The organism is Oceanisphaera ostreae, from assembly GCF_042676125.1.
Classification (GTDB): Bacteria; Pseudomonadota; Gammaproteobacteria; order Enterobacterales; family Aeromonadaceae; genus Oceanimonas; species Oceanimonas ostreae.
In genome coordinates, this window is the sequence record NZ_JBHTJS010000035.1 from 122,127 (window position 1) to 134,260 (window position 12,134).

A 12,134-nucleotide genomic window follows, 5' to 3' on the forward strand; every position below is an offset into this window, starting at 1 on the left:
AGCAATTGTGTTAATAAACGGCTCCTCGGAGCCGTTTTTTATTTTACCGTGCAGTGTCGCCGCCATGGCATACTGTGCCTCTTTGTATTGAGCTTAATCAGGACTGAACATGCTTTGCCATTGCCACAGCCAGCAGCTATTTGCTCACTGCTGCCAACCCTATCTTGATGGTACTCAAACGCCGAGCACCCCGCTGGCACTCATGCGCTCTCGCTACAGTGCCTTTGTATTAGGGTTAGGAGAATATCTGTTACACAGCTGGCACCCTGATACTAAAGGTGGTTTAACCGCTGACGAATTAACGACGCTGGGTCACAATACCGAGTGGCTTGGGCTAACTATTGTTTTTGCACGAGGCAAAGTCACAGACCACGTTGGTATGGTCGAGTTTAAGGCGCGCTATCGTGAAGATAACCGCGTGGTGACGTTACATGAGCGCTCTAATTTTGCACAGCTTGCGGGTCGCTGGCTATACCGCGATGGATTGATTAATCCGCCCAAAATTGGTGCCAATCAGCCTTGTCCCTGCGGAGCCACTAAAAACGGCACTGCCAAAAAATACAAACATTGCTGTGCCAAATGCTAGGCTCTTATACCTTTGCTAATCTGCTTTACTCACTTAGGGTCTGTTGACCTTTCGCGGTTAAGTTTTGTTCGAGTTAAACGCGTTTTTATCGCGGCGAGTGGGGTGTAGCCTAGTCATTCTAAGCAAACGCCACTCAACAAAGAGAAAAACGCGTTTAGCCGAACCCGAAGGGCAGCATTTGTGGAGCCTTTCTACGGCGTTATCGCTTATTGATGGAGAATGACTCCATGGCACAAGCGATGCCTTGTATAAAACCCCCACAAATTGCTGCAAAAATCATCGCGAAATGTCAACAGACCCTAATCTTTTATTCACTTAATTAGCCGATAGAACACTATAATGGAACGAAAAATACTGCTTACTCATTGCCCTGATGCCAAGGGACTGATCTCTAAAATCACCAATATCTGCTATAAACATCAACTCAATATCATGCGCAACGACGAATTCGTCGACTACGATAACGGTCACTTTTTTATGCGCACCGAACTTGAGGGACACTTCAACGATTACACCTTATTGGCTGACTTAGACGATGCCCTGCCCACAGGCAGTGAACGACGTTTAGTACCTGCCGGTAATAAACGGGTGGTGATCATGGTGACTAAAGAAGCCCATTGCTTGGGTGATATTCTAATCAAGCAGTTTTCTGGTGCTATGCAGCTCGATATTGCCGCCGTGGTGGGTAACTATGATGCTTTAGCGAGTTTAACTGAAAAATTTGATATTCCTTTCCATTGTGTCTCTCATGAAGGCCTCAATCGTATCGAGCATGAGCAAAAAATGGCCGACATAATCGATGAATATCAGCCCGATTATGTGATTTTGGCTAAATATATGCGTATTTTGAGCCCCGACTTTGTGGCGCGTTATGCACAGCGCTTGATAAACATTCATCACTCATTTCTGCCGGCCTTTATCGGCGCCAGCCCCTATCGTCAAGCCTACGAGCGCGGTGTAAAAATGATTGGTGCTACGGCACACTTTGTGACCAATGAATTAGATGAAGGCCCCATCATCGAGCAAGACGTGATCCACGTGAATCATGTGTTTAGTGCCGAAGATATGGCCAAAGCTGGCCGCGACGTAGAAAGGTCGGTATTGAGCCGAGCACTCAGTTTAGTGCTGGAAGAAAAAGTGTTTATGTACGGCAACAAGACGGTCGTGTTTAAATAGTACCCCTTCGGGGAGCGTTCAGCTGTAAGCCGTAAGCTGTCAGACAAAGTCACCACGGGATGGTCCTGTTTTAATCTTTGTCGCGTACCCGTATCTTCAGCGAAGATACGGGTAGGTTACAAAAGACTGCACGGTTTGCTGTTTAGGTTTTAACCCGTTGCGCCTACAAAATAGGGGGGGTCTTTAACGTATGGCGGTCAGCGTACAGCTAATCAGCCGTTGCTTTTAGCAAATGCCGCTAACTGCTCGGGCGTCGCTTCTTGCTGGTGCTTGGCTTTCCACTCTTCATACGGCATACCGTATACATGCTCTCGAGCTTCATCATAATTCATTGCAACGCCCTGCTCTTCGGCTGCGGCCAAGTACCACTTACTTAAGCAATTACGGCAAAAACCCGCAAGATTCATCAAATCGATATTTTGTGCATCTTTACGTTTATCTAAATGCGCTAATAATGTACGAAAGGCCGCTGCTTCCAGCTCAGTCTGAGTTTGCTTATTCATTTTATTTCTCCACTTATTCTATTCAATTAACGGTAATTAAGAGCGTTCGATGCCATTATAGCGATATCGCTGGCAACAATCGCCGCTAACTATCGCCGACAATACGCATCCCTTGTTATCCCTTTTTTATTACTCAAGGTGGTTTGAAGATGACACAGAAACGCAGCCATTTCTTTGCCCACATGGCACGTATGAAGTTAATCCAGCGCTGGCCTTTAATGCGCAGCATAGCGCGAGAAAACGTGGCCGAACACAGCTTGCAGGTGGCTATGGTGGCCCACGCCTTAGCGGTGATAAAAAACACCTTTTATGATGGTGATCTAGACCCCGCAAAAGCGGCCATGCAGGCGCTATTTCATGATGCTAGTGAAGTGTTAACTGGTGATTTACCGACTCCGGTTAAATACTTTAATGACGATATCGCCCGCGCTTATAAAGAAATAGAAAGTAATGCTGAACAGAGTCTGCTTAAAATGCTACCCACCGAGCTGCAAGCGACCTATGCGCCTTTATTGTGCGGTCACCTTCAAGATGACTACACCCACTTGGTTAAGTCTGCAGATATTCTTTGCGCTTATTTAAAATGTGCCGAAGAGCTAAGCGCCGGTAATAAAGAATTTGCCGCCGCGCAAAAGCGCCTAACCGCCATGCTAGATACGCGAATGAACGACGAAGTCCGTTATTTTCTTGACGTATTTGTGCCCAGCTTTTCATTATCTCTCGACGAAATATCCAGCGCCGAGTTTTAATGACAGCAGCGCCGAGCTAAGGATATTCCTTTTTTTTAAGCTTGGCGCTAGATATTACGCTCAATCCATAAGGTCACTTCGCCGACTTTGAAACCCCACTTGGTCATCTCGGCACGATTAATAACGCGTCTTTCATCTAACTGATACATCCAGTCATTAAAATTAATCTCCCACACTTTGCCATCAACCGGCACAGCTAAGGTATAGCGCCAGTTAAGGGCAAAACCTCGGGTCTGACCTTTGGCGGGCACTACCACATCATCTGCGGTGCCAATATAATGGCCCTCTGCAGTTTTCTCGATATGCCACACCCGGCGCTGCAACTCACCATCGTCATAAACAAAGTCTTCTTCTAGCGTGCCTTTATTGCCATCCCAGTGGCCGACCATCTCCACTGTAAAACGACGTAGCACCTTGCCAGATCTATCTTGTACCATACCGTGGGCGCTCAACTCTCCTTGAAAGTATTCCTCAAGTGCAAAGCGCGGTGTGCTGTCGGCATAGTCTTGAATGTCACTGCTGCACGACATTAGCAGCAGGCTCACCGTGACGGTGAATCCCAGTAATAAACAGCGCATCTCAGTCTCCTTTTAATTGACTTGTTAGCGTCGAGTTTTGGCTATTAGTTGACAGCCAAATAGCTAAAAAGGCCGGCCCAAATTTCGGTTCTGCAATATCCCCCAGAGGGGCTTGGTTTAAGTAAAATCGGCTTTCGCCCGTAGGCTCGACACGTATAGCCAGCTCATCGCCCTTTTTTACCGACGGCCACAGTCGGCTAAGTTGTTGCGGCCATGACGATGGATATTCAATGCCAAGGCGTTGCCATTCGCTGATCGTAGCCTTAATGAGCTCATCTTGACTGATATTTTTTTGATAACGCAAGGTTAACGCTTGGGGGTAACGATTGGCCTGGTAACGCCCGTCTTGACTATAAAAATGTGCCTGATAAAGATTAAAGAACATCCAGCTCATTTGCCCTTTACCCACTAACACTAAACCTGAATTAGCACTAGCCCACAGCGGTTGGACTATCATCAAACTTGATAATGTGAGTAACGTTAACGTCATGTTCAATAGTTTATGCATATCCGCTCCTACGTATTTTGCTTTCTAGCCATATCAGCGTTACCAGCAAACACGCCCACACCGGCGCCAATATGGCCACACTGGGCCATAGCCCCAATGGCAAATCTACCGCCGCCAAGCGCCAGCCCATAATGTAGGAACTAGGGCCAGCAACCGCGCCCAGTAACGACTGTAATGCAATAGGCAGGCGCTTTAGCCAGCGCAAACTGTGGCCGAGTGTGACCACAAACCCGCACCACAACAGCACTAGCCACCAAGGCCAATGATGAAAGGCGAAGACGCCACTTACAGTGAGCAAACCATCCACCGCCAGTCCCAATAGTGCCAAACTGAGTATTCGCATATCCATGGCGCGGCTCGGCGTCAGCATAAAATGGCCAAGTAATAATAACCCGAGCCCCCACAGCCAACTGTTTTGCCCAATCACCGCTAACAACCAAAAACCATAAAACCCTAGCAGTTGAAACCATTGCCATTTAGACATTGACGCGCTCCTGGCTTTGTCGCCGTAAAATGTGCCAACCCAATACTCCCCTCGCGAAAACCACCTTCGCAGTAGGCGAAGTAAAAGGCCCACAAGCGATGAAAATCGCGGCTATAGCCTAAGTCTTTGAGTGCCGGTTCTAATTGCTGAAAGCGCGCCGCCCAAATATTGAGGGTCTGAGCATAGTGCTGGCCGTAATCTTGTAAGTAAGTCAGCGTCATATCGGTTTGCTCTTTCAAGTGCCGACACATTTCACTCACCGAGGGCAAACAGCCACCGGGGAAGATATAGCGCTGAATAAAATCAACGCCACTGCGATAACTGTCATAACGCTGATCGGCAATAGTAATGGCCTGAATAAATAACTTACCTTGCGGCTTGAGCAAACGGTTTAAGGTTTTAAAATACACCGGCAAATATTCATGCCCTACCGCCTCTATCATTTCTACCGACACCACTTTGTCGTACTGGCCTCGAAGGTCCCGATAATCTTCTAGTAATAGGGTGACTTGTTCACTTAAACCGTTGGCTTCTACCCGTTCTTTGGCATGTTTTAATTGCTCAGCCGACAAGGTCGTGGTGGTGACGCGACAGCCATAATGTTCGGCAGCAAAACAGGCTAATCCACCCCAGCCGGTACCAATCTCCAGTAAATGCTCGCCGGGCTTTAGCTCCAACTGCTGACAAATTAAGTGCAACTTATGCTCTTGCGCGGCTTCTAGGGTGACGTTTTCGCTAGGAAATACCGCCGATGAATACTGCATCAGAGGGTCAAGAAATAAGCGATACATCTCATTACCTAAGTCGTAATGAGCTGCAATGTTGGCTCGACTGCCGCTTAACGAATTGCGATTAAGCCGATGTTTCAGTTTATGCCAAGGGGTAGTCAGCCACGCAAGCCGACGCTCAAATCGGTCTTGTACTGCCATATTACGGGCGAATAATTGCACCACTGCAGATAAATCGGGACTGTGCCAGTTTCCTTCAACCCAGGCTTCTGCGGCTCCGATACTGCCACCCAGTATCAATTGTCGATAAAAGCGGGGCTCATGCACCTGAATATGAGCCTGCAGACTGGCGGCGCTATCACCGAACTCAAAGATCTGCTGGCCTTCTTTGATGGTCAAACCTGCCTCTGTTAATCCAGAAAGCAAAGAAAAGGCCAAGCGGCGCGCCCAGCGATCCAAATGCCGTGGTTGCGAGCGTGTTAGCGTCGTTTCCATGGGAAGTTCCTTTAAGAATGTGGGTGGTAAGGAATACGTTTTAAAAGTAAGCGCAATGCCTGCCAGTAAATGCCGCGCACTATGGTCAGTGTCATCATCGGCCATTGCAGTAATGCCGCTTTAAGTGCGGTGCGCGCAAAATCATGGCGGCGCAAGCTCAAGGTGGCATCAAATAACAACGCTGGATTTCGGTTTTCAATGTGCACTAATACCCGCTTGTCTGGCGCCTCTATCTTGGGTGGAATAATGCGCCAATGATATTGCATGGCCATGCCCATAAACGGTGACACATGAAAGGCTTTATCGGCCGGGTCCATTTGCTCAAGGTCGACTAAGTAGCAATGACATTCATTCCATGGGGTGTTGTGCACCTCTAGCAAGGCATAACGCGCCTGTTCACCTTGATAGCAAAAAAACACATTAATTGGGCTAAAGTACAGGCCAAAGCAACGTACCTGACCCAACATCAGCACCCGATTTAATGTCTCGGCGTCACCACCTAAGCGCACTACTTCTTGCAATACTGCCTCTTTCAGGGGCTGCTTAGGATCTCCTAAGTAATCACAGCGGCGAAAGCTCAAGGGAGCAAACCGCTCACAGGAAAATAAGCGACTCAGTACGGATAAGGTATCCAGCTCATCCAAGTCCAGCGCCAACATATACAGCCCATAGCTAAAATGATGGGCCTGTGGAGAATAACGACGGTGGCGCACCTGACCGCGATAAATAGCGCTGAGGGTACTCATAGGCTGATGCCAAAGCGTGCGCAGACATCGAGGGCACTTTTAACTCCGTCTTCATGAAAGCCGTTGTACCAATAAGCGCCACAGAAATGGGTATGTTGCTGGCCACATATCTCACGTCGCCGCGCCTGCGACGCAATGGCGGCTTGGTTATATACTGGATGGGCATAGGTAAAGCGGCGTAATACTTTTTCAGGCGCGATAGCATCTCCTCGATTAAGGGTGACGCACAGCGTTTGCGTAGACTCGATGCCTTGCAAAATATTCATATTATAGGTAACGGCAGGCAACGCATTATCACGGCCATCCAGCCAATAATTCCAACTGGCCCAAGCACGCTGCTCAGTTGGTAATAAGCGCGTATCGGTGTGTAATACCACCTCGTTATCTCGATAAGCCAGACCTGCTAGCACGGCTTGTTCTGCATCCGTAGCATCGGTTAATAGCCGACGCGATTGATCTGAGTGACACGCTAGGATCACTTCATCAAAGGCTTCTTCACCGGCCGCCGTAGTCAGAATAACGCCTGTTGGATGGCGACGAATGCCCAGTATCGGTGTGCTCAACCGAATATCATTTACAGAAGCAATTAAAGCCGGAATGTAGCTGCGTGAGCCGCCTTGCACCACGTACCATTGCGGCCTATCAATGAGATTAAGCAGGCCGTGGTGGTTAAAGAAGCGTAAAAAAAAGGCCAGCGGAAAGTCACGGCTATCAGCTAAAGACGAGGACCAAATGGCGGCCACCATTGGCAAAATATAATGACTAATAAAAAAGTCAGAAAAGCCATACTGCTCCAGAAAGTCACCCAAGGTGTCGGTATTACTGAGCTCATCGGTTTTAAGTACTTTTTTACACAACAAGTTAAAGCGCACTATTTCAGCTAAAAAGCCATAAAACTTAAGGCTAAATAGATTCGTTCGCTGGGCAAACATAGAGCCTAATGTATGGCCGTTATATTCCAGTCCTGTTTGCGCTTGGTGCACACTAAAACTCATTTCAGTTGGCTGAGCGCCCACGCCAATGCGCGCTAATAAACGCTGAAATAGAGGATAAGTGCGGTCGTTAAATACGATAAACCCGGTGTCGACCGCCATCGTTTTTCCGCCAAGTTCGATATCGACGGTGGCCGTGTGTCCGCCCAAATAGTCATTGGCTTCAAATACGGTTACTTGATGCTGCTGGCTCAATAACCAAGCACAGGTTAAGCCGGAAATACCGCTGCCCACTATGGCTATTTTACTCATGAGTTATTCCTTATCATGCGCTGCGCAAGGCGACGCCATAATCCATGAGGTAACCAAGACAGTAGGCGTAGCACGGTGATTAGAGCAAAGGGAAAGCTGATTTCGGACTTGCCTTTGGCAAGGCCGCGGCGAATAGCAAGACTGGCCTGCTCTGGGCTAACTTGGCCGGGCATGGCAAAGTCATTTTTTTGCGTGAGCGGCGTGTCGACAAAACCTGGGCGAATTAAGCTCACGGCAATATCATGGGGCGCGAGATCGATGGCTAAGGTACGCACTAAATAGTCTAACCCCGCCTTGGAAGCCCCGTAGGCTTCGGCTCGAGTTAAGGGTAAAAAACTTACCGAAGAGCTGACCACGGCTAAGCGCCCACCTTTGTTAATACGTGACACTAACGCAGACACGCAATTGGCCGTACCCAGTAAGTTCACCTGCACCACCCGAGCAAACAGCGCCGCGTCAAACTGGCGCACGTCATCCATATACTCACAATTACCGGCATTGAGTAGCACCAAGTCAAAGGGTGCAAGCGGTGCGACCGCATCGTGTATTTCTGCAACCTGCTGCATATCAAAAATACAGGGCTCAAACTCTATACCCGCCAACGCGTGCAGCAGTTTGTCGCGATCGCGACCACAAGCCACCACTCGCCAGCCATCGGCGGCATAATCTTTGGCTAGTTGCAGCCCCATGCCTGAGCTGGCACCGGTAATTAGCACACGCTTCATTGACTTAGCCTCCGTTTTAAGGTTTTAACTAAAGCACCCAGCACCGGAATATGTTCATAGAGCATGGCGCCTAAATCGAAATAATCTTGGTGAGTATCTATTTGCTCACTAAAACGTAAATGGCTCACACCAGGTACACACACTTCATTGCCACCATTAAGTTTGGGGTGAGCAAAGCGCATCTGCCAGCGTATAAAGGCTTCACCGTCTTGCTCCATCACTTGCTCTATCTCAAACTGACAATGTTTGACTTGGCTAAATAATCCCTCAAAGTAACTCACTAAATCCTCTATGCCCTGCAACTGGTGACTGGGATCTTGAAACTGGATGTGCGGAGCATAAATATCGCGCAGTACTTGCAGGTTATCGCCTGATAAACGCTGATATTCGCGACAAAACACCGCTAATGCTGAGTTCATCTTGCCTCCTGATCTTTTAGGTCATCTGGCGGGTCTTTTAGAGCGGCAAACATAGCAATCGCATGTAAACGGGCGCGTTTATGCTCCACTATCGGCTTGGGATATAAGTACCCAAGTTGCTGAGTATCCAACCAATCATGAGGTTGATGCACTTTTTTAGCGGGTACTTCCGCAAGCTCTGGTAACCAGCGTCGAATAAAGTCGCCGTTGCCATCGAAGCGCTCCCCTTGGGTGGTCGGATTGAATACCCGAAAATAAGGAGCCGCATCGGCACCGGTACCTGCCGCCCATTGCCAGCCACCATTGTTAGCCGCCAGCTCGCCATCGATTAAACGTGACATAAAATAGGCTTCGCCTTGGCGCCAATCTATGTGTAAGTCTTTGGTTAAAAAACTGGCGACGATCATCCGCAATCGGTTGTGCATCCAACCGGTTTGATTTAAACAGCGCATAGCCGCATCAACAATGGGATAACCGGTATTGCCTGTACACCAAGCATCAAACGCCGCGGTATCGTGGCTCCACTGCAGCGCTTCGGTATCGGGTTTAAAGGCACGGTTCATGGATAAACGCGGAAAAGCCACCAATAAATGACGATAAAATTCGCGCCAAATTAGCTCGTTCAACCACACAAAGCCCGCTTCACCGCGGCTCATCGGCAGCTGCGTTAACTCTTGCTCTATGGCGGCTAAGCATTGGTTAGGGGAGATAACGCCTAAAGCCAAATAAGGCGATAAACTGCTGGTGCCCTCTATTGCCGGGTAGTCACGGTACTCACCATAATCACAGAGCGCTTGCCCACTGAATAACGCCAAGCGTTCGGCGCCCGCTCGTTCACCCGCAGGCCACGCGTGACTGCTGACGCGAGTACCTTCAAGCTCGACTTCTACAACACTAAGCGGCTGACCTTGAGCGTCTGGCACCGGCAGCAGCCGATAGCCCGTCGCCCTCAGTTGTGCTAACCAGGTTTTTGCAAACGGGGTAAACACTTTATACATGTCGCCACTTTGCGTGGTGAGGCTGCCATGATTAAACACGCAGTCGCCATTGAACACTCGAATATCAAGGGTATCGACCAATCGTTGCTGTACTGCTTTGTCGCGGCGACGCTCATCGATACCCACTTCTCGATTAGCATACAAGGCGCTGCAAGGGTGCTTTTCTAGCCACGCGGCCAATTGCTCTGGCACCTCGACAAAGGTGTCTGCACTTAGTACCGTGAGAGGAATACCGAGTGCCGCTAATTGCAGGGCTAAGGCCTGCAGGTTATGGCTTAAGAAATCTCTTTGTATAGGGGCCCTGCCGTGTTGCTGCCACTGGCCAACACAATCAATATAAATAGCCGTAACATCACAACCCGCAGCGGTGGCTTCATATAAAGCGGGGTTATCCGCTACTCTTAAATCAGCTCTAAACCAGACTAAATGACGCATCATGTTCTCTCTTGATATCACTGACGCTCGCAGAGTAAGATCGATTCAGCCAGCTTTGTTGCTGATAAATAGTGCCCAGCTCGCCGGTGTAAAAGCAGCGTTTGGGTAATACCGAGTCCATCTCGGTAAACCAGCTTTGGCTTAATCCCACCCCGAGTATGAGCACTAAAGCATCAAATTTGAGCCGGCCAACGGCAAGCGGTAAGGTGTGCGGATCCAACATGCCTAAATCTAGGCTGCGGCACTCTAGACCTTGCAGTTCAAATTGGGTTAATAAGGCATGATGCTCACGTACCTGCCCAACCCGCGCCACCGCAATCACGGGCCCGGTTTTAATGGTTAATAATTGATGCAGTAACCGCATCAGCAAGGCCCGTGAACTTTGCTCGATCAACTGGGCATCGGGTCGGTGCAGCTGAGCAAGTGCTAACAACCAAGGCTCTATCACTTTGCGTAGGATCAGCTCCGCCGGATACAAGCTGGCCAACTCCAGCAAGTCGGCTTCTAACCGACCTAGATTAAGCTGTAATGCTGAGTCCATTAGCTGTGACTGGGCTTGTTCCCAGTTGGAACCGCTAACCTGGGGTGACGCTGTATCGAGCAATCCTTTAACCTGACCAATACTCACCCCTTGCTCGAGCCAATGCAGAATATGACGAATGGTGCTGACGTCTTGTTCGCTGTACAGCCGATGGCCTTTCTCGGTGCGTGCAGGCTTCAGCAAACCATAACGGCGTTGCCATGCTCGCAAAGTGACCGGGTTGATGCCGGTCAAACGGGCGACGTCTCGAATTGGATATTTAGGGTCAGATACCATAACGTAGTCTTAACGCCTCCGGATGGGGGTTTAAATACACCTGCTGTTGCAGATACTCATTAGGAAACTCTTTCAGGTAATGACGCAGCAAGGTGATGGGCGCAAAGAGCGGTAGAATACCTTGGCGATATTGCGTTATGGTGTCAGAGAGCTCTTCACGTTGGCGAGCGTTAAGCATGCGCTTAAAATAACCCTGAAGATGTTGCAATACGTTGGTGTGGTTTTTTCGGGTCACAATGATACTTAGCGCCTGCATCAAGCCCTTGATGTAGGCATCTGCTTTAGCCGCCACGTCTACCGATAAGTCGGCCAACAACTTGCCTAATTGCAGGTAGCTTTCACGGTGATGGGCCATCAGTAGATATTTATAGCGACTGTGAAAGGTAATGAGGCCCGCAGCCGTAATGCCTTCATGACATAGGCATTGCCAGTCGTGCAGCGCAAAGACCCGAGTCACGAAGTTTTCCCGTAACAAAGCATCGTTCAAGCGACCGTCTTCCTCCAGCGGTAGCAACGGCTGCGCCTGCATCAGCTCTTGGGTGTAGATGCCTACGCCTTCTTTAGCATTGCCTTTGCCACTTTCGTGGTAAACCCGCACTCGTTCCATGCCACAGCTGGGTGACTTTGCACACAACACATAGCCACTGAGCCCCGAAAATTGAGTTGCCAAGTTACGGCCATAATCACGCAGCGCCGCCGTTACATCTACACCTTTGGCCGTTTGCGCGATAATGTCTTCACCTAGATTAACCAGACGAATACTGGGCCGCGGCGAGCCTAAGCCAATGGCCATCTCAGGGCACACTGGCACAAATTCAACAAACTCGGCCAGCTGTTCGCTACAAAAGTCCGATCGCTTATGGCCTCCATCGAAGCGTACTTTTTGGCCAACGAGACAGCCACTAATGCCGACACGGATAACCTTGGGATCAAACTTGTACAT

General features: G+C 49.2%; 15 protein-coding genes. 3 read left to right on the top strand and 12 right to left on the bottom strand.

Annotated elements, in window-relative coordinates; genetic code table 11:
• Window positions 1–109 precede the first annotated feature (109 nt).
• Both ACFQ1C_RS09040 and purU read left to right on the top strand, forming a co-directional pair.
• On the top strand, window positions 110–586 hold the full coding sequence (locus ACFQ1C_RS09040) for a YchJ family protein (protein WP_379558278.1): 477 nt from the start codon (window positions 110–112) through the stop codon (window positions 584–586).
• 339 nt (window positions 587–925) lie between these two features.
• The gene (purU, locus tag ACFQ1C_RS09045) at window positions 926–1,762 is read left to right on the top strand and encodes a formyltetrahydrofolate deformylase (RefSeq protein ID WP_379558279.1); all 837 of its coding nucleotides are present in this window, start codon (window positions 926–928) and stop codon (window positions 1,760–1,762) included.
• Window positions 1,763–1,974: 212 nt separating this feature from the next.
• Here purU and ACFQ1C_RS09050 read toward each other — a convergent pair whose 3' ends face one another.
• Window positions 1,975–2,265 carry a DUF1244 domain-containing protein gene (locus ACFQ1C_RS09050; RefSeq protein ID WP_379558280.1) on the bottom strand — a complete coding sequence of 97 codons (291 nt, stop codon included), beginning with the start codon at window positions 2,263–2,265 and terminating at the stop codon, window positions 1,975–1,977.
• Between the two features lie 149 nt (window positions 2,266–2,414).
• Here ACFQ1C_RS09050 and yfbR point away from each other — a divergent pair, with 149 nt between their 5' ends.
• Window positions 2,415–3,014, top strand: a complete 600-nt coding sequence (gene yfbR / locus ACFQ1C_RS09055) for a 5'-deoxynucleotidase (protein ID WP_379558281.1) — start codon at window positions 2,415–2,417, stop codon at window positions 3,012–3,014.
• 47 nt (window positions 3,015–3,061) lie between these two features.
• On the opposite strand, the gene ACFQ1C_RS09060 is transcribed toward yfbR, so the two are convergent.
• From ACFQ1C_RS09060 to ACFQ1C_RS09110, 11 genes are read right to left on the bottom strand one after another with little or no spacing between them, the layout of a single operon-like run.
• Window positions 3,062–3,592 carry a DUF3833 domain-containing protein gene (locus tag ACFQ1C_RS09060; RefSeq protein WP_379558282.1) on the bottom strand — a complete coding sequence of 177 codons (531 nt, stop codon included), beginning with the start codon at window positions 3,590–3,592 and terminating at the stop codon, window positions 3,062–3,064.
• A gap of 1 nt (window position 3,593) precedes the next feature.
• Window positions 3,594–4,100, bottom strand: a complete 507-nt coding sequence (locus tag ACFQ1C_RS09065) for a chalcone isomerase family protein (protein WP_379558283.1) — start codon at window positions 4,098–4,100, stop codon at window positions 3,594–3,596.
• Window positions 4,093–4,584 (bottom strand): DUF2878 domain-containing protein, encoded by a 492-nt coding sequence (locus ACFQ1C_RS09070; protein WP_379558284.1) that lies wholly within the window; start codon window positions 4,582–4,584, stop codon window positions 4,093–4,095. Before ACFQ1C_RS09070 ends, ACFQ1C_RS09065 begins: the two co-directional genes overlap by 8 nt.
• Window positions 4,554–5,807, bottom strand: a complete 1,254-nt coding sequence (locus ACFQ1C_RS09075; RefSeq protein WP_379558285.1) for a class I SAM-dependent methyltransferase — start codon at window positions 5,805–5,807, stop codon at window positions 4,554–4,556. The genes ACFQ1C_RS09070 and ACFQ1C_RS09075 overlap by 31 nt, the downstream gene beginning before the upstream one ends.
• Window positions 5,808–5,818: 11 nt before the next feature.
• Window positions 5,819–6,553, bottom strand: coding sequence for a DUF1365 domain-containing protein (locus tag ACFQ1C_RS09080; RefSeq protein ID WP_379558286.1), 735 nt, complete (start codon window positions 6,551–6,553; stop codon window positions 5,819–5,821).
• Window positions 6,550–7,797 carry an NAD(P)/FAD-dependent oxidoreductase gene (locus tag ACFQ1C_RS09085; protein ID WP_379558287.1) on the bottom strand — a complete coding sequence of 416 codons (1,248 nt, stop codon included), beginning with the start codon at window positions 7,795–7,797 and terminating at the stop codon, window positions 6,550–6,552. The genes ACFQ1C_RS09080 and ACFQ1C_RS09085 overlap by 4 nt, the downstream gene beginning before the upstream one ends.
• Entirely contained in the window at window positions 7,794–8,522 is a 729-nt protein-coding gene (locus ACFQ1C_RS09090) for an SDR family NAD(P)-dependent oxidoreductase (protein ID WP_379558288.1), read from the bottom strand. Before ACFQ1C_RS09090 ends, ACFQ1C_RS09085 begins: the two co-directional genes overlap by 4 nt.
• Window positions 8,519–8,941, bottom strand: coding sequence for a nuclear transport factor 2 family protein (locus tag ACFQ1C_RS09095; protein WP_379558289.1), 423 nt, complete (start codon window positions 8,939–8,941; stop codon window positions 8,519–8,521). The genes ACFQ1C_RS09090 and ACFQ1C_RS09095 overlap by 4 nt, the downstream gene beginning before the upstream one ends.
• The gene (phrB, locus tag ACFQ1C_RS09100) at window positions 8,938–10,374 is read right to left on the bottom strand and encodes a deoxyribodipyrimidine photo-lyase (protein WP_379558407.1); all 1,437 of its coding nucleotides are present in this window, start codon (window positions 10,372–10,374) and stop codon (window positions 8,938–8,940) included. The genes ACFQ1C_RS09095 and phrB overlap by 4 nt, the downstream gene beginning before the upstream one ends.
• On the bottom strand, window positions 10,352–11,191 hold the full coding sequence (locus ACFQ1C_RS09105; RefSeq protein WP_379558290.1) for a MerR family transcriptional regulator: 840 nt from the start codon (window positions 11,189–11,191) through the stop codon (window positions 10,352–10,354). The genes phrB and ACFQ1C_RS09105 overlap by 23 nt, the downstream gene beginning before the upstream one ends.
• Entirely contained in the window at window positions 11,181–12,134 is a 954-nt protein-coding gene (locus tag ACFQ1C_RS09110) for a YbgA family protein (RefSeq protein WP_379558291.1), read from the bottom strand. The genes ACFQ1C_RS09105 and ACFQ1C_RS09110 overlap by 11 nt, the downstream gene beginning before the upstream one ends.

Bases quoted from the DNA above. Each gene is read 5' to 3' on its own strand.
- ACFQ1C_RS09040 (WP_379558278.1), top strand. From the start codon at position 110: ATGCTTTGCCATTGCCACAGCCAGCAGCTATTTGCTCACTGCTGCCAA.
- purU (WP_379558279.1), top strand. From the start codon at position 926: ATGGAACGAAAAATACTGCTTACTCATTGCCCTGATGCCAAGGGACTG.
- ACFQ1C_RS09050 (WP_379558280.1), bottom strand. From the start codon at position 2,265: ATGAATAAGCAAACTCAGACTGAGCTGGAAGCAGCGGCCTTTCGTACA.
- yfbR (WP_379558281.1), top strand. From the start codon at position 2,415: ATGACACAGAAACGCAGCCATTTCTTTGCCCACATGGCACGTATGAAG.
- ACFQ1C_RS09060 (WP_379558282.1), bottom strand. From the start codon at position 3,592: ATGCGCTGTTTATTACTGGGATTCACCGTCACGGTGAGCCTGCTGCTA.
- ACFQ1C_RS09065 (WP_379558283.1), bottom strand. From the start codon at position 4,100: ATGCATAAACTATTGAACATGACGTTAACGTTACTCACATTATCAAGT.
- ACFQ1C_RS09070 (WP_379558284.1), bottom strand. From the start codon at position 4,584: ATGTCTAAATGGCAATGGTTTCAACTGCTAGGGTTTTATGGTTTTTGG.
- ACFQ1C_RS09075 (WP_379558285.1), bottom strand. From the start codon at position 5,807: ATGGAAACGACGCTAACACGCTCGCAACCACGGCATTTGGATCGCTGG.
- ACFQ1C_RS09080 (WP_379558286.1), bottom strand. From the start codon at position 6,553: ATGAGTACCCTCAGCGCTATTTATCGCGGTCAGGTGCGCCACCGTCGT.
- ACFQ1C_RS09085 (WP_379558287.1), bottom strand. From the start codon at position 7,797: ATGAGTAAAATAGCCATAGTGGGCAGCGGTATTTCCGGCTTAACCTGT.
- ACFQ1C_RS09090 (WP_379558288.1), bottom strand. From the start codon at position 8,522: ATGAAGCGTGTGCTAATTACCGGTGCCAGCTCAGGCATGGGGCTGCAA.
- ACFQ1C_RS09095 (WP_379558289.1), bottom strand. From the start codon at position 8,941: ATGAACTCAGCATTAGCGGTGTTTTGTCGCGAATATCAGCGTTTATCA.
- phrB (WP_379558407.1), bottom strand. From the start codon at position 10,374: ATGCGTCATTTAGTCTGGTTTAGAGCTGATTTAAGAGTAGCGGATAAC.
- ACFQ1C_RS09105 (WP_379558290.1), bottom strand. From the start codon at position 11,191: ATGGTATCTGACCCTAAATATCCAATTCGAGACGTCGCCCGTTTGACC.
- ACFQ1C_RS09110 (WP_379558291.1), bottom strand. From the start codon at position 12,134: ATGTACAAGTTTGATCCCAAGGTTATCCGTGTCGGCATTAGTGGCTGT.